Here is a 17,883-nt window from a genome sequence, read left to right as displayed (position 1 = left end):
CATCGGTCAAATTGTACAACATGAATGGTTACATATATTACGTGCTAATGTAAGGTCAGTGCCTCAAAATTTTTCCCCACACAAATAAGCCCGCCTCGCGTTAGCGAAGCCAGCTTATAGGTTGTCTCTCTTCTTTTCACATTTAAACAATACTAGCTTTGGTCTTTATCCATAATCTGATAGAACCAGCCCATTCCGACCATGCCCACGACCATAATAACAGCCATAATAATGATATATGTCATGAATGTAACCTCCCTGCTTCCGTATATTCATCACACTACTACTAGTGTACACGGTGAAGCGCCGTTTGAATTGACCGAACATTGACAAAAATACGAAATCTTTAATTTTAATAAATGGATTATTTCCCCGATCACACTAAATCATACGTACCTCACTGCACGGTTCAAAGTTTCATCCGCCATGCTTACGGTGTATACTATACTTCTATGAAATGGAATTTGGATTTTTACGCAGAAAGGTTGAAAGACATGTCAACTCGCATCCCCTTACGTCAGCTATTTCTTACTGTTTTATTAGCCCTTATGTTATCGATTTTATCCGCCTGTGCTGATGGAGAAGCCCATCTTACGGTGAATATGGATGGATCAACGGATCTGGATCTCAATCTGAACGTAAAGAACTCCGCTCTTGGAAAAATTGGACAAGACAATCTCATGCCTCTGATCGCAGATGCATTGAATCGAAATAACTTCCAGGCAGAGGTTTCGGAACAGGGAGATCAGAAGAAGCTCACAGCGACCACCCATTATGAAAAAAGCAATAAAACCAGCTTTGATACGTCCAAGTTACCACAAGGGATCAAGGTTGAACAATCAACTTCACCCGGCTTCTTCACTTCCAAGATGCACATTACAGCAGAAGCCGATCTCATGGAGTCCATGCCCGATGGTGAGATCAAAAATCAAATTAACAAGGTGCCTAGCTTTCTTAAAAACCTCTTGTTAAAAGATGTTAACTTTGACTTTAAGTTGTCTTTGCCCATCAAGGCAGCCGATTCCAATGCAGATCAGGTGGAGGATGGCGGAAAAACGCTTATTTGGCACGTTTCACCCCTCCAGATGAATAAACTGGATCTGACTGTACAGGTTCCCAATATCCGGAACATCATCATAATTGCAGTCATTGGCCTATTATTAATCGTTGCTCTGCTCATTTGGTTTTTTGTTCGTCGCAGACGGGCCAGACAGCGCCATAGTGCAAGATCACATCACGGAAAAAATTAATTCCTTCACACCCATTTTATTTGTGACTTGCCAAACAGTGTTATGGATAGTAGAATACATCCGTACTGTGTGAACGGTTAATTTTTTATTAAGCAAAGCTAAAGAGGTGACAGGTTTCATGAATATCCGCGAATGCCCACTACCTGGTATCGGAGTTAAGTACCAGTTTGATACAAAGGGCGGCCATCAGTTAGTCATTATTGTGCATGAGGACGGACGCCGTGAATTATTCTCCGTTGATCCACAAGACAACGAAGAACTCACTCTGATTGCAGATTTGGAAGATGACGAATGCGTAACCCTCTCCGGGTTAATCGGAGGCTGGTCGTAAATTACAGAATAACCTGTACCTTGAATTCAAGGCACAGGTTATTTTTCGTTACGTTACCCTTTGAGAGCGAATATACGGAACCCATGTATTTAATACGCGGCTAATCTCCGTGGAATGAAACGGTTTGCTGATAAAGTCCTGCATCCCGCATTTCAGACACTCCTCACGGTCACCGGCGCCTGCAAAAGCTGTAATCGCTGCAATAACCGGTATGTCTGGGTGGCTCTGTCTGATGTGACAGGTCGCTTCAATCCCATCCATAACTGGCATTTGAATATCCATAAACACCAGGTCATATTGAACCTTGTTCAATGAATCGACGGCCTGTGCACCATTCTCAACGATATCACAGACTCCGCCAAACTTGCGCAGCATCTCCTCCAACAGATGACTGTTGACCGCTTGATCCTCAGCAATCAAAATTTTGATGTCATGGGCAAGACTAGCTCGATCCAATTGCAATTCCTCATTCGTGGTGATTTCAATCGGGTCATTACTTTCCTCTAACCACCGCTCCACTACGAGGGTGAACTGGAATTCTGCCCCCTCACCGATCTCACTCTGTACGCCAATCGCTCCGCCCATTAATTCCACCAGTTTTTTGCTGATCGCAAGGCCCAGACCTGTCCCGCCAAACTTACGATTGATGGCCGGATCAAGCTGTGAGAAGGATTGGAACAATTGATGCTGCTTTTCTATTGGAATGCCGATCCCTGTATCTCTCACCTTAAAGGTCAACATCAGGTTATCCTGACCATGCTCATCTGAGAAATCAGCACCTACGCTTACCATAATACGGCCCTGCTCTGTGAATTTAACGGCATTACCCACCAAATTAATCAAAATCTGCCGGATTCGTGTCTCATCCCCTCGAATGCGTTCAGGAATGTGATCCGACATTTCACAATAGAGTTCAATATTTTTCTCTGATGCCTTCAGTGCAAACAGCTCGATCACCCCACCCAACATCGCCTTAATATCTACAGGTGCGCGCTCAAGATCCATTTTGCCTGCTTCGATTTTGCTGAAATCCAAAATTTCGTTCAAAATGTACAAAAGGGATTCGCCGCTATCAATCATGATTTCCGCAAAACCTTTCTGTTCATCATCCAGCTCGGTTTCCATTAACAGATGGGCCATGCCCATGATGCCGTTTAATGGCGTACGAAGCTCATGACTCATGATGGCGAGAAACTCGGACTTTGCTCGGTCTGCATGCTCTGCTGCTTCCTTGGCACGTATGATGTCCTTAACAGATGTCATATCACGGAAAACCAACACTGCTCCGCGGGTTCTACCCTGATCCATAATCGGCTTCAATTGGAACTCCGCCAGGAAACTAGATCCATCCTGTCTCCAGAATACCGATTCGGCACGCGGCAGACCTCGCCCCTCACGAACAGCCTGTAGAATTGGTGTATCCTTGGATGGATAGGGAATGCCTTCGCTCTGCATTTGGATCATCATCTGCTCTAATGGTTTGCCATTCAATTCACTTGGACAGAAGTTCATAATCTCCGCAGCGGCCGGATTGGCAAAGTTCAGATTCCCTTCCAGGTCCAGTCCAATAACACCCTCAGACATGCCATTTAAAATCAATGCCCGTTCATAACTAAGATTCTCGATTTCCTCGACGTAACGTTTGGACTCTGTAATGTCACTCGTAATCCCGTAGACCCCAACAACTTTGTCCTCAAGTATAATAGGAACATTAATCACATTGGTTTCAATTCGCTGCCCATTTTTGTGAATTAAACCTATCTCGTAGCTCTGTGCATTGCCCTTCACCGTTTCCTCAAAATGATAGCGAGTCTTCTCCAGATCCACAGGATCAATGAGGTGATCAAAAGGCCGACTCAGCAGCTCCTCCTTCGTGTGTCCTGTCAACTGTTCCTGACCCATATTGGCTTTCAGCAGATTGCCTTCCAGATCAAGAGAAGCCACACCTAGGGGATTACAGTCAAATAACGATCTGTACTCCTGCATGCTTAACTGTTGTTGCTGGCTGGCTGTGATATCCCGGGTTACAGCGACCATCTCCATTAATTCACCTGAATCGTCATATACATAGTGCGTAATCGTATCTGCCCATACCGTAGATCCATCCTTATGTAACAGGCGATAATTGATCCGTTTGGGAGCCAGACCCTTTCTCTGCTCTTCTACGTACGCTTCAACCAAAGTCACATCCTCCGGATAAATAACGAATGTTCCTGGCTTACCTATAATTTCTTCTGGCTCATAGCCCAACATGCTTTTACATGCATTCGATACATATTTAAATGTACGACTAGAATCGGCATCATGTATTGCAATCAGGTCTAGTGAAGACTCCGCCAGCAGGCGAGAGATGCGACTGCTCTCTTCCAATTGCTTACGTTGCACGATGAGTATTTGCTCTGCATCTTTTTGTTTCGTAATATCAGCAGCTTGTACCAGCAAATACAAGGGCTCACCATTCGTTTCATCCCTAACAATGCATGCTCTAATGGTTGCCCATAATAACGAACCGTCCTTTCGTTTCAGACGAACCTCCGTCTCGTACATCGGACTTGTTTCATGAGTCATTTCCCAGAACTTGCTGCGGAATTCCTCCATATGCAGATCTTCTTCGTAGATCATATGTATGACCGAAGTATCGATCAGTTCATCTTCACTGTATGCAAGCATCTCGCAAAATGCAGGATTAAGCTGCAACCACCGTCCATTTACATGCGATGCGACAGCAATGCCGATTGGTGCGTGCGTATACAATTGTTCGAACAGAGATCGGCTCTCTGTAATGGATTTCGACATTACATGTCCTCCTTTATAAGAATCTGAATGTATTCCGTATGAATAGATCGACCTGAACATAACTTCATCTATAGAGTACTACCCCAAATGCCATGATTGATAAACGAGATCGGATAAAATTGCTGCATGAATCGACATTTTTAATTTTGGATGCTGACAACTTTCATTATGTACATACCAATTCGAACACATCACGTCATATACTACACAATACCCGTGCTCTCCCGATTATACAATGTTGAATATTCGAATAGGAACGGAGGTTATGGATCATGATCATTGTCGCAAATCAACCCGCCCTGCTGAACCGCTCGGAATGGTCTGATTTTGAATGGTATTGGTTACAGCAACTACAGGATCGTCCTACAAGGTATGTGTACCAATCCATGGATCATCTTCGATTTGAATGGGACTTGAGGGGCTCTCTCGTGGATGCAGCGGAAGGATTGGATCGAAGCGGGGTGAGTTTTGCATCCTTTGAAAAATCCAGATGTAATCCTGCCTACTGGAATCGTAATGCGGAAGGTGGGTTCGAGCTAAGATCAAACGTGACCCCCGCCGACGGTATCCGGGATATCTGGAGGAATGGACACTTATATGCCTTTGAATGTGCAACAGCCACTGTCATTGTGCTGTATGGTGGCGTGCTGGGAAGCATTCGCGAAGACGCCTTTAATTCCCTGTTTCGAAATCTGTTACTCTTTGACTGGCATTATGACAGTGACCTGCGATTAACCGAAAAAAACGGTAGCGAAACCGCCCTGCCAGGAGATGTGCTGTATTTCAAAAATCCGGATGTTTCTCCGGAAACCCCCGAGTGGCAGGGAGAGAATACGTTCATGCTGCGTGAGAACTGGTATTATGGTCATGGCATTGGTATTGCACGCGGCGAAGAAATTATACGTACCCTGAATCAGTTCCGCGTTCCAGGTAGCCGGGTCTCCGCCTACTTAATGGATATGGTGATCTATCCGGACTTCTTTTATTTATCCCGATTCGCCAAAAACAGCCAGAATAATATGGCCGCTGGTTCCACGCCTGTATTACCTGGGCAGTTATATGTACGTCTTGGTGGCAGCCGTTATTTACGCAGCTGAACTACTGGAACAGAAACGGCTTTTGCATTAAATTGCACGACACCTCAATCCAAGTGATGACAAACAAGCCCAATACAGCAGCAGTTAGCCTGCCACCTCATTGGGCTTTCTTTACATCCAAAAGATCATTACTGTATCGACATTCCTTACCTTTGTGCTACATCGAGGATCGCTCCTGGTGGTTTACGCATTAGGGTCCAGTTGCACAACAACCTGTTTACCACTTACCTGAACACCTGTCGTTTTGCTACCGAATTCAGCTAGCGATTTGCTCAGTTGCTCAGCCCACTCCTTGCCTGCAACTCCTTCTTTGGCTCCATGCACCTGGATGACGAGTTTTACCGAATCACCCTTCTTCAGAATGCGCTCCGCTTGAGACTGCTTCGTATCCCGGTCATGATCCTCCATCGCAAGGTTCAAGCGAATTTCCTTTACTTTACGTTTATCGGGGGATTTACTCGCTTTTTTCTTCGCCTGCTGCGCTTCCGCTTTGGCCGCTCCAGCTCCAATCAGCTTGCATGGTGGTGGACTTGTCATCAAGGACAAGCACACCAGATCTACTTTATGCTGCTTCGCAAGTAGAAGTGCTTCCTGCGTGGACATGACACCCAGATCTTCACCATTCAGGCCGGTCAGCTGCACTTCGGCTGCTTTGATCTTTTCATTTTTGATCATGGTTCTTCCTCCTCTACATCAAAAGCCTGTCCTGACCATTTACGGATCAGAGCAGGCTAGGATGGTGTTGCTGGTTATTTGTAATACTTATCAGCGAACAAATACGCCAATCGATTTGATTTACAGCGTGTTGAATGCTTCCGTCAGAACCGGTACAATTTGTGATTTGCGTGATACTACGCCTTTCAAGAGCGCTCTGCTATCAGACAGCGTCACATTGTAGGCTTTCTCCACAGCTTTAGTGGATGTACCATATGCCAGAGCTACGGAATCGTTGTTCAGAATGTCTGTTACGACAAATACAAACAGGTCGAGACCTTTGCTGGAAATGATTGCTTCAATGGCTGCTTCAAGCTCAGGTTGCTTCACGAGAACATCATTCACGTCAACGGCATTAACCTGTGCAATTTCCACTTTGGATTGACCCATTACGAATTCTTTGGCATCCAGGGAAATTAGTTCAGCAATTGTTTTTTGGCTCAGATCGGCTCCGGCTTTCAGCATGTCCAGACCATAGCTGTCTGCATCTACACCAGCAATGGCAGCCAGTTCACGTGCAGCGGCTACGTCCTGCTCTGTGCAAGTCGGGGATTTGAACAACAGTGAATCGGAGATAATGGCAGACAACATCAGGCCAGCAATCGGCGCACTCACTTCGATGCCATTTTCTTTGTACATTTTATTCAAAATGGTTGCTGTACAACCTACAGGCTCTGCACGGAAATACAGAGGTCCGCTTGTCTCAAAGTTAGCAATACGGTGATGATCGATAACTTCAACAACAGTTACTTCCTCAATATCGCTTACACTTTGCTGACGCTCGTTGTGGTCAACCAGAATAACCTTGTTTACTTCATTTGCAGCGGTTTTAATCAGACGTGGTGCTGCAATTTTGAATTGATCCAGTGCAAACTGGGTTTCACCATTGACTTCGCCGAGACGAACAGCTTCAACGTCCTGACCCAATTTTGTTTTGAGATCCGCATAGGCGATTGCCGAACAGATCGTATCCGTGTCGGGATTTTTGTGACCGAAGATTAACGCTTTTTCCATATTCATAGCCCTCCGTCAATTCTGATTTATATAAGTTTAACCAAAGAATGTTTACACTTGCCACTCCGATGACAGAATAACCTTCCGATCGCTGTTATCCCCAGATTTTTTGATTCCCTTGTTAAAGGGAAAATCCAGTGATAAAGGCGAACGCTCCGCTTCTCCAGCTTTTTTCTGTCCTCTCCGTTCTCGTGTAAAAAGTTTAGTTGAACTTATATAGAAAATATATGTCATATTTTAATCATACCCTACTGATTATAGCGCTAATAAGGCTAAATTCCAATCCCTTTACAGCGAATTAATTGCAAATTATTCTCAGGCAAGTCATTTTGGAAAAATAGCTAAACTTGGTTCATTCCCCTCAAGACGATATGTTATGTATCCTATTTATTCCATCGTACAACCTTATAAATTAGCATAGGAAATCTGATGCGCAACGAAAACATTAAATCTCAGGCTCTTCCGCGCTCTGCCCTTGCCGTACAAAAAAGGTCTGTAGACTGCCGTCTTCGCTAATCTCCAGCAGGTTCAATTGTGCTCCGTAGGCACAACCACCATCAATGCCAATTTTGTCTCCGCTCGGGTCAAACCAAATGCCTGTCTCATCATGCAAATGCTTCACGGGGGTGTGTCCAAATACGACCGTCTCTCTAATCGTCGTTGGTCTGGAATAGAATGATTCACGAATCCAAATAAAGTCCCGCTCGGACTGGCTTCTCCAATCCTCGATATCCGGGTTGATCCCGGCATGCACAAAAATATAACCCGGAATTTCGTACACCAGCGGAAGCTGTTCCAGAAAACGAAGATGGTGTTCATAGTGTGTACGTATCCAATTTTTGGCTTCAGCATAAGCTTCCCAATCCATCTGTTGCTCATCATAAGTAAGCTCCAGATCCAGATAACTTGCCATCGTCTGTAGTCCGCCATTACGAATCCAGTGTTGATCATATTGCTCAACATCCTGGGTTAACGCCTTGACCATCATGGCATCGTGATTGCCTTTGATCACCATAATATGGTGCTGTTGCTGAAGCTGCATGATCTGTTCGATGACCTGTTTGCTGCTTGGACCGCGATCCACATAATCACCGAGTAAAATCAATTCATCCTGCTGCGGATTATAATCTGCAAGCTTAAGCAGTGCATTAAATTCATCGTAACAGCCATGAATATCACTAATGACACATCTGCGCATGTGAATCTCTCCTCTCCCTGATCACGCAAGAGTATAACCGGAACCTTGCAAGAGCAAGATTCCAGTCTGTTCAGAGTAGTTATTCCCGCTTGCTCACCATTAGTCCTGCTTGAGTCCAAAGGCTTCTGCAATCAAGCCAAATGAGCGCAGACGTGCTTCAAACGAATGAACCGCTGATGCAATAATGACTTCATCTGCTTCATGGCGTTCTGCCATTGCGGTAATTTTGTCTTTCACCTGATCTGGTGTTCCCACGATGGAAAAAGAACGACGTTGACGGATCTGTTCCATCTCCATCGCTGTATATGGATAGTTGTTCACCGTCTCCAGAGATGGGAAGGAACTTTGTTCAAGACCTCGTCCAAGGCGTAAGAAGAAAAGTTCATTGCTGCGCGCCAGTTCAGCCGCTTCTTCCTCTGTCTCCGCGCAGAATGCCGAGACAGCAATCATTGAATGTGGTTTGTCATTCAGGATGGACGGCTTAAAATGTCTGCGGTAATGTTTCATCGCTTCTTCGCCGCCTGGTGTTCCGAAGAATTGGGCAAACGCATACGATGTCCCTTGCGCCGCAGCAATTCTTGCACCTTCTGAGCTGGAACCCAGCAACCACACTTCTGGTACCGTTGGAACCGATGGTCCGGCTACCAGAGATGCAAAACGATGATCCTCAGGCAACTGCTCGTGGAAGTATCCGCCCAGATCCGCGATCTGTTGCGGAAAAAATTGTACATTCGATGATTTCCCTTCATTCAGAGCTCTGCTGGCAATCGGCATGCCGCCTGGTGCTCTGCCAATCCCCAGGTCAATCCGCCCCGGATGCAGAGCTTCCAACAGACGGAAATTCTCTGCAACCTTATAAGCACTATAATGAGGTAACATAACGCCACCGGAACCTACGCGAATTCGATCCGTATGTGCAGCTACATGTGCAATCATAACTTCAGGACTGGAGAAAGACAGCGCACCACTACCGTGATGCTCCGACATCCAGAAACGGGAGTACCCCAATTGATCCGCATGTTGTGCGAGTTTCACCGTTTCCTGTAACGTATCCTGTACACTTCGTCCTTCATTGATATGTCCATGTTCGAGTACACTCAGTTTCATATATATTCAATCCTCTCGTCTGTTAGGTTCATAAGTACTGTGAATATGAGTTCTGCGTATTTTACGCGCTTTTGCTCACTTCATTCTTGCTCTTTCCATTGTAACATTAATTATTACAGTTTTAAACTTTAGTTATCCTCTTTATTACCACACTTGTGCAAGAAACATGCAAAAAAACGCCACCAGCTTTTGAACTGGTGACGTTTTGAACTACCCTATTGCAGAGAAATTGATTTATGGCGCACGTTTCGGTAACAACTTCACATACTCATCAGACAGTTTCATCAGGCTGAGCACATGTTCATAATCGGCACGATACGGTTCCAAATCCGTTACCGGTTCATATGTTTTTAGGGAGTAAGCCGTTCCATCGTCAAAGCCCGCACCCGGGATAAACATAATGTCATCGTTGACAAATGAACCTGTCGGCAAGTAATACCGGATACCGAAGGCATTATGATCCATGTTGAGCAGATCATGCCCGAAGGCAGTGAACTTCTCATCATGGAGAGAAACTCCCATCAGATTCATGATTGTTGGCAACATATCCAACTGACCGCCTGGCTGCTCAATCACTTGCCCTTTGGTCTGTTTCGGCGTATGAATCATTAACGGAATGTTGAATCGACTTACTTTACCGTCATAAGGGACGCCCAGATTGGCCTGAATCTGCTGTGTAATCTCTTCGTCAGCTGGCAGACCAAAGTGGTCTCCGTAGAGCACTAAAGTAGTGTTATCCCATAATCCGTTCGCCTTCAACTCATTAATGAGTTGACCGATGGCATAGTCCGTATAGTTGATTGCTTGCAGATAATCGTGAAGCAGTTTGTTCGTGATGGTCGCTGGAATCGTTATCCGTGCACGATCAGCGGGAACCGTAAACGGCGAGTGGCTCGATGCCGTTATGAACTGAGCATAGAACGGCTGATTCGCAGCCTGATGCGCAGTCATTTTTTCCATACCTACACGGTACAACTCTTCATCCGATGGTCCAAAGTCATTGAATCTGTCGTTCTCGAAGCTGGGCTTGTCGAAGTAACGAGTGAATCCAAGTGCCGGATACATCTTGTTCCGGTTCCAGAAGGTGACGTCATTGACGTGGTATGTCTCGGACTCATATCCCTCTTTTCCTAATAACTTGGGAAGACTCGGCAGTTCGCGGTCACTATACCCTGCTGACATGGGAACAACTCCGGTTGGATAGATAGATGTGTTCGACATGAACTCTGCGTCTGATGTGTTTCCCTGTCCGATCTGTTGGAAAAAATGAGAGAAATAATAGCTTTCTTTGGCCAAATCATTCAGTACCGGTGTTAACTCCTGACCTTCTAATGAAGCATTAATCGGGAAATTCTGAAAGGACTCCAGTTGCAACACAATCAGATTACTACCCTTGGCCTGACCAAAATATTTGGCTTTCACGGCTGTACCATCACTTGGTTTATCCTGATACGGATACTTGCTAACCAGCTCATTGATCTTGGCAATTGTTTCGTTAATGTTACCATTCGCAATGGCCTCATTCTCTTTGCTCGTCAGAATGGCAGACGATACCTGATAGTTCAGGAAACCGAGATTCTCCGCCCGAACCAGTTCGTTATCAATCGTTTCACCTTTGACAATAAAACTGCCAGACAGCACGATGCAGAATGCAGCGGTAAGCGCAACGCCGAGTTTGCCCCAGTAACGTTTGCGAATTTTACCAAACGTCAAACCGCTATCGCGGTAACTGCTGTGGTTACGCCCGCCAGCACGTCTACGCATAATCAACCATATTGGCAATGCCAGTACAATGTCTGCAAAAAACAGAAAGTGCTCCGGTCGTACCAGTGGTCCGATACTTCCCCGTACTTGGGCAACTTGCCCCAGCTCACTTAGCGCGGTATAGGTGGGTACCGAACTAAAATGAACGTTATACAACGTAGCCGCGAACAGCACCAGAGAAAACAGAACATTAAGTCCTCCGTATACTGCTCGCTTCCAGCCTTTGGGCACGATCAGATCCAGCAGGCATACCACAGTTAGTGCGCCTAATGCGTCAGTTAACAGACCGATGCCGGACAGACCCTGGAAAAAGAAATACCGCAGCAGTGACAGCTTCAGCAGCATAAGAATGAATAACACGGCAAATAAGGTCCGTGATGAAGTTCGTTCATTTTTGGAATTATACATGGTCGCTTTCAACCCTTACCCTGAAATTTTACGTTCATTTTACAAAACGCATATTTCAGTATAACAGTTTTCTGGTTGCTATTCCATGGAAGTTCCGTGTAGGACAGGGTGAGCGTTACGCAATTGTAGATATATCCGTGTTCTGCGTGTCTGCTCCCTCTCTCTGTGCCTTAATGGCTGCTTGTGCAGCAGCAATTCGTGCATAAGGGATCTGTTCAGGCAAACAGCTTACGTAATCCAGACCAATGCGGTGGCAGAACGTAATCGACTCCAGATCTATAACATTTTCTCCACAGATCCCTGTCTTCAGATGAGGTTTTCGAATTCGACCTTGGACTACCGCCATCTCGATCAGTTGTCCGACTCCCTCAATGTCCAGCACATGAAATGGGTTATTCGTTACCATACGAGAGTCCGTATCTCGCTGAAGGAGAAGGAGCCGCTTCTCAGCTTCATGGCGACTATATCCAAATGTCATCTCTGTCAGCTCATCCGTGCCAAACGAGAAAAAGTCAGCCTGGCGAGCAATGTGAGTCGCCGTCAGCGCCGCTCTCGGAGCTTCGATCATCGCCCCCACTCTATAGTGACAATGCCGCTTCTCCTCACCAAGCACCTGGTCCGCCACATGATCCACCAGATCTCTCATCACCTGAAGTTCATGCACATGACCGATCTGCGGGATCATAATCTCGGGACGTACCCACCATCCTTGTCGGATGCCTATCACCGCTGCTCGGAAAATCGCTTCCAGCTGCATATCAACAATCTCCGGGAACACCGTACTCAGCCGACAAGCCTGTTGCCCCAATGTCGGATTATGTTCATGCAATTCACTGACTCTGCGAATTACGCGCTCCAGTTCCTCCAGTTCAACCTGATGGTCTTTTTGCTCCTGCCACTCCTCTGCTTGTAACCACTCGCGCCGTTTCTCCAACACTCCCAGATCCGGTAACAGTTCATGCAACGGCGAATCGAGCAAACGTATCGTTACCGGGTATCCATCCATCGCTTCGAATATTTGTTCAAAATCAGACTGCTGCATCGGCAACAAACGCTCCAAACCACGCCTGCGTTCAGATTCACTGTCTGCCAAGATCATTTTTTGTACAAATGGTAACCGCGCAGGTGATAACAGCATGTTCTCCGTCCGGCACAGACCTATTCCCTCAGCCCCTAGTAGCCTTGATGTCATGGCATCCTGTGGATGATCTACATTGGCCAGTACCTTCAACTCTTTCACTTCATCAGCCCAATTGAGCAGTAGTTGCAGATCTGCTGATAAAAGTGAATCTGAGTTGTTATAAGCTGGACATTCATCATTAGTTACTGGCTGGATCTGTATGGGCAGATGTCCATTGCTCACTTCTCTGTTAGAATCTGTGTAGTATTGCTTCAACACTTCTGTGATATGCCCAGTTTCAATGCGTAACAATGCATCCTCTTTGGTGATGAATCCTTCATGGACAAAATCCACGGTACTCCTCAGTGTGGCTGTGGAGGATAATCGGGCGGGCTGGGTCTGCACAACATACAACGCGCCGGCAACAATCACAAAGGTGATTTCCTGCACTTCTCCCTTATGCGTCTCCAACTGGCTACCTATCTCCAGCAAACTTGTGTACAGCTCAGGTTCGTCATTCCGCAAACGCTCCAGACCATGATCTGTTTGGCTCGCGTTCCCGGTTGGGACGTATTGTCCAGTGATTCCCTTTTCTCCTGTAAGTGGGTTACACGTATATATTGTTCCGGTCCCGCTTGATTCTCCACATTTTCCATGTATCATCGTCTGTATAAGAACAGGAGCGCTTTGCTCCGAAGAGATGTAATATGATTTACGCACGATCTCGTTCTGAGATCTGGATGCTTTAACACACTGTGGATGATATACAGCACGTACTGCTTCTTTGAATTGAATTTGAACATCTTGAGGAAAAGGGTTACGCCCCTCCCCTTCAATTAAATATTTAAATTGTGTAATGGTTAATTCAAGTTCCGTTTCATCCCGACCCTTGACATGACTCGATATTTCTGTGAAAAATTCAGACGGAATTGCATATACCAGCTGTCCATATTCCTCTAAGTAATCTAAATAACATTGGAGTGCATACACCCGATCACCGGTTTGACGTGCGAGTCCTTCCACAGTAACATCATTCAGACCAACATTGAGCAGTGATCGTGTCGCAGTTGCTGATGCTCGATCCTGGTCCGTACGTACCGCGAGTAGTAGCGGGTTCTCCGAATGTCCGAAGAACTTACCGGTTTGCTGTTCCAGATGCCGGATCGCGTTAATAATCTCTTCCTCTCCTTCACCGGAAAGATGTCCAAGACGGGTACAGAACTCGCGACAGCATTCCGTTGTGACTACAAATCCGGCTGGGACAGACCACCCTGCAAGGATTAGTTCTGCAAGATCAGTTCCTTTACTGCCCATTAGCCCTTTCATCTCTGCCGTACCTTCTTCCAACAGAATTACCCGTTTTGTCATTACAGCTCTCCCATCCGCCATTCATGGCTATGCTTGAAGACTTCAATCCCTGCGTTACAGATCAGCCTTCATTCTAATGGTATGTCACAATCGTTCAGTCAAGGACATCCGCTTTTGCATTTTGTGCTCGTTATCCTGTTTTTTTGTAAACGCTACACTAAAATAAGATGAATCTAAGCTGATTCTGGCAATTGCATTCGCTCATTTATCATGGTAACCAAAAAGAACCCCCTCCAGCTTGAGCTGAAGGAGCTTCCCATTGTTTATTTAGTATTCACTTACTTCAAACGTCAGTACTCGATCAAACAGGATATAATCCTTTCGACTCTTAAATGGCCCTTTGTTGTTGTCGTGTTTATCGATCGCATACGATGCTTTTCCGCTTCCGGCTTGCTTAGCTTCATACCAGTTGATGAAATCATTTACTTCTTTCATGCTTAGGTCGAATTCTTTCTCCAAACCCGTTGTCATGGTAACGACAAAGATAGCACGGTTAGTGGATGGTTGTTCCGGAATTGTAGGTTCTTCGGGTTCTGGGTCAGGAAGCTCTTCTCCATACGGAGTAGCAAATGCTTCATTGGAATACTCAGTTTCCACACCATTAATTGTTGTCGTTACAACAAAATAATACGTAGTTCCGTTTGTAAGAGCAGGAATAACAAAGTTTCCATTTTCATCTTTTGTAGCAATAATAGTTTCAGTATATTTTCCTGATTCCGTCCCATACCTCACAATATAATTTTCTGCACCATCTATGGCTTCCCAATTCAGGTTGACCTGAGTATTTCCAGGAGTTGCTTTCAGATCAATTATATTTGGATTCATCATCTCTACTACACCTATCGTAAGTTCATTAATATGAGCCCATGACGCCGCTCCATCTACTTCTACCTTGATACCTTTGTAGACCCCCGGAGTAATTGCTACTGGGTCGGTTATCGTAACAGTTGCATTTACATACCTGCCCACTTTAGGACTCACCAAAATCCATTTTCCATCTTTCAAACCGTACACTGTGTAATAGTTATTGGATTTAGGATTAGAATACGCAGCGATTTGAATAAAGTTAAGACTTAGTTCATCTGGGAAAACATATTGAATTGTTCCTTTTGTTGCACCCGAATTCCAAAGAGTATCCAACTTACCGTCAATAGAATTTTTACCATAATTCGCACTATATGTACCATTTACTGTTACAACTGTTTCTTTTGGAGGTGAAATTCCTTGCATCCCTTCTACTGTAACTACTTCTTCATTTGCTGCCATAGCTACATTCATACTCATTAAACATAATAACACTACTGTAAATACTGTTTTCTTAATCTTAGAAATCACTCTAGTATCCCCCTATTAATCTAATAAGATACTAATGTAATATGTACTTAAAAATTTGTCTAAACATAAACTTGCTCATCTATAAAATTCATCTAAATCCTTGAAATTTTATTTTTTATTGGATATTGAAAAAGCCCAAGAAGAATAAATTTTCTCCTTGCGCTCCATATTGTAAATCTAATCAATTAGCTATTCCCATTCAACTGTTTTGATGTAAGTTGCATCATAAGCAACAATTACATTCGTTTTATCTGTTACCTTTTGTATATCATCGACCACAACTTCTTCTCCACCGTAATCTATTAAACTCGAATCAACTTTCTCGAAGCCCCCACAATCCTTCACATAAATTATATCTGGATGGTTAGAATCATATCGTAAGCTTTCAGGAAGATCTTCACCTGAAATTTCATGCGATTCGGCGACCGTAGTCGTTGATATTGCTCTAACAGGGGCCATCCCAATAACAGCTATTACTAAAAGTGAGGCCCAGATTTTTTTCTTCATAGGATGTCTATTCTCCAGTTCATTTTTCCTATATCATACAGTAAATCAGATTAGTGGAACATTTTTTGATTTTGCTTCGAGTTTAATTTAATTATTGAAACCAGCTTGTTTGTAGTTTTAGCTCCCATCCCTCAAGCCATAAATCGCAGTACATCCTCAATCTTCTTCCCATGAGAGATCACACCGTAATTCATCCACGACATGAAATCCACTTCGTACACATTGCCACTCTTCACCGCAGGCAGGCGTTTCCATTCGTCCCTGTCAAGCAGTTCGCGCTCATCTCCAGGTTTGGCAGAATTTCCAGTGTCAAATGTAATCAACAAGTGATCCGCATTAAGTTGACTTAACTGCTCCAATACAATGGAAATCCTCCGCTCGTGTCTTGTCCATTGCTGCACACGGGAATGCGGAATCAATCCAAGATCCTGATAAATTACAGGGCCAACGTAACCCTGCTGGTCCCCATAGAGAGTAATATCAGAAGCAGATATACGCAAAAAAGCTACTGTTTGACCACGCATATGACGTGCTAACCGACTCTTAGCTTCCATTGCCTTGTCCTCATACGCACCAATTACATCTTGAACCCGATTCACCTTCCCTAACACATCGGCTGTCGATCTTAAAATGGAGCGCCAGTCCTCTCCCAGATGATCTACGTAAAATGTAGGTGCTACCTGCTCGAAACGGTCCAGATTCCATCGATCATATCCCTTGTTCAGCATGATAAAGTCCGGTATATTGCCCACATTAAATTGAGCATCCTGTTCGCTTACATCGAATTCGGGTACATCATCCAATCCCAAATAATGCTGTCTCCCCCAAGAATGATGGGAGCATTGCAGTACAGGTTTTACGCCAAGAGCCAACACAAAGTCCTCCAGATACGGAGCAAAGACACGAACCTCTTGACGGTGATGACGGCGGTATAACCCAGGTGAAATACCAGCATATTGCTTAAATCGGCGGCCAAAATAATACTCGCTGCTAAATCCCACATTCTGTGCAATTTCATGGATGCGATCATCCGTCAGCTGCAATAGTTGCTTCGAGCGTTCAAGCCGAACCGCATTTACATATTCAAGCGGGAGCTTACCCGTAATTTTTTTGAATTGCCGAGTATAGCTGGCTCTTGTTAGACCAATATCTGCTGCGAGCTCATCCACGGTTATGGTCTGATCATAGTGATCGCCAATATAACGAATTGAACTTTGAAGACGAGCACGGTCATCGGGTACTTCTGTTTCGGGGGCACTCTGGCGAAGCAAGGCACGGAACCACTCCTGGAAACGAAGCTGTACCTCCCATTGCTCCAGCCAATCGCCAGTGACCTGTTGACGCAGTATTTGTTCCAAGGCTTCCAGACAGGAACTCCACGGACTGTAACTGAGTTGCATAAGAGGTAATAATGTCGGAAAATCTGGACTTTGGGAAAGTTCCTGCTGCTCCTCCGTGTTTCTTCTAGACAAAACGTTTGAAGTATCTTCGCTTAACTCAGCCACCATCAGATCAAGCTTATAGTATTGCAATTCACTTTCTGTCCAAGGCGAACCTTCTATTTTAACGGATGTTCCAGCCGGAACAAACATAATCATTCCTTTCTCCAGATGAGATTCCCGATCTGAGCAAACTATTGAACCTTTCCCAGACGTTACAACAAATATGGAGTGTGAAGACGACATTCTGTATATCAAACGTTTATCGATATGAGATTGATGGTGATCTACGTATTCCATATGCTGAAGTGAGCATAGCCAGGGCTTGGGGATCAGTTGTATTATGGTGTGGCACATGTTCATCGTCCTTAAGTGAGAATTATTATCATTTAAAATAGTGTATACGAAAAAAGAAAGCTCTTCAACCCTGACTGA

General features: G+C 44.8%; 13 protein-coding genes. 3 read left to right on the top strand and 10 right to left on the bottom strand.

The window, feature by feature from the left end; translation table 11 throughout:
• Positions 1 to 494: 494 nt before the first annotated feature.
• Both J2X75_RS05065 and J2X75_RS05060 read left to right on the top strand, forming a co-directional pair.
• Positions 495 to 1,250 carry a hypothetical protein gene (locus J2X75_RS05065; RefSeq protein ID WP_310334691.1) on the top strand — a complete coding sequence of 252 codons (756 nt, stop codon included), beginning with the start codon at positions 495 to 497 and terminating at the stop codon, positions 1,248 to 1,250.
• A gap of 118 nt (positions 1,251 to 1,368) precedes the next feature.
• Positions 1,369 to 1,581, top strand: a complete 213-nt coding sequence (locus J2X75_RS05060) for a cation:proton antiporter regulatory subunit (protein WP_017688899.1) — start codon at positions 1,369 to 1,371, stop codon at positions 1,579 to 1,581.
• 48 nt (positions 1,582 to 1,629) lie between these two features.
• Here J2X75_RS05060 and J2X75_RS05055 read toward each other — a convergent pair whose 3' ends face one another.
• A complete protein-coding gene (locus tag J2X75_RS05055; RefSeq protein ID WP_310334687.1) occupies positions 1,630 to 4,377 on the bottom strand; it encodes a PAS domain-containing hybrid sensor histidine kinase/response regulator in 2,748 nt (915 codons plus the stop codon).
• Between the two features lie 272 nt (positions 4,378 to 4,649).
• Between J2X75_RS05055 and J2X75_RS05050 the strand changes: the two genes are divergently transcribed.
• Complete coding sequence (locus J2X75_RS05050) at positions 4,650 to 5,474, top strand: protein-glutamine gamma-glutamyltransferase (protein WP_091016920.1); 825 nt, start codon at positions 4,650 to 4,652, stop codon at positions 5,472 to 5,474.
• 183 nt (positions 5,475 to 5,657) lie between these two features.
• On the opposite strand, the gene infC is transcribed toward J2X75_RS05050, so the two are convergent.
• The 9 genes from infC to J2X75_RS05005 form a co-directional block, all read right to left on the bottom strand.
• A complete protein-coding gene (gene infC / locus J2X75_RS05045) occupies positions 5,658 to 6,149 on the bottom strand; it encodes a translation initiation factor IF-3 (RefSeq protein ID WP_091031425.1) in 492 nt (163 codons plus the stop codon).
• Positions 6,150 to 6,269: 120 nt separating this feature from the next.
• Positions 6,270 to 7,202 (bottom strand): manganese-dependent inorganic pyrophosphatase, encoded by a 933-nt coding sequence (locus J2X75_RS05040; protein ID WP_076330830.1) that lies wholly within the window; start codon positions 7,200 to 7,202, stop codon positions 6,270 to 6,272.
• A gap of 445 nt (positions 7,203 to 7,647) precedes the next feature.
• Positions 7,648 to 8,400 (bottom strand): metallophosphoesterase family protein, encoded by a 753-nt coding sequence (locus J2X75_RS05035; protein WP_310334681.1) that lies wholly within the window; start codon positions 8,398 to 8,400, stop codon positions 7,648 to 7,650.
• A gap of 99 nt (positions 8,401 to 8,499) precedes the next feature.
• Positions 8,500 to 9,507: an LLM class flavin-dependent oxidoreductase gene (locus J2X75_RS05030; protein ID WP_036670607.1), complete on the bottom strand. Its 1,008-nt coding sequence runs from the start codon at positions 9,505 to 9,507 to the stop codon at positions 8,500 to 8,502.
• 234 nt (positions 9,508 to 9,741) lie between these two features.
• Positions 9,742 to 11,679, bottom strand: coding sequence for an LTA synthase family protein (locus J2X75_RS05025; RefSeq protein ID WP_310334679.1), 1,938 nt, complete (start codon positions 11,677 to 11,679; stop codon positions 9,742 to 9,744).
• Between the two features lie 115 nt (positions 11,680 to 11,794).
• Positions 11,795 to 14,167, bottom strand: coding sequence for a putative PEP-binding protein (locus J2X75_RS05020; protein ID WP_310334677.1), 2,373 nt, complete (start codon positions 14,165 to 14,167; stop codon positions 11,795 to 11,797).
• 267 nt (positions 14,168 to 14,434) lie between these two features.
• Positions 14,435 to 15,502: a fibronectin type III domain-containing protein gene (locus J2X75_RS05015; protein ID WP_310334676.1), complete on the bottom strand. Its 1,068-nt coding sequence runs from the start codon at positions 15,500 to 15,502 to the stop codon at positions 14,435 to 14,437.
• A gap of 189 nt (positions 15,503 to 15,691) precedes the next feature.
• Positions 15,692 to 16,009, bottom strand: a complete 318-nt coding sequence (locus J2X75_RS05010; protein ID WP_310334674.1) for a hypothetical protein — start codon at positions 16,007 to 16,009, stop codon at positions 15,692 to 15,694.
• Positions 16,010 to 16,140: 131 nt separating this feature from the next.
• Positions 16,141 to 17,748 (bottom strand): helix-turn-helix domain-containing protein, encoded by a 1,608-nt coding sequence (locus tag J2X75_RS05005; RefSeq protein ID WP_310336653.1) that lies wholly within the window; start codon positions 17,746 to 17,748, stop codon positions 16,141 to 16,143.
• Positions 17,749 to 17,883: the final 135 nt, after the last annotated feature.

The sequence above is a fragment of the Paenibacillus sp. 2003 genome (assembly GCF_031455635.1).
Classification (GTDB): domain Bacteria; phylum Bacillota; class Bacilli; order Paenibacillales; family Paenibacillaceae; genus Paenibacillus; species Paenibacillus amylolyticus_B.
Note: the sequence above shows the minus strand (reverse complement) of the source record. Positions and strands in the feature narration are given on the sequence as shown.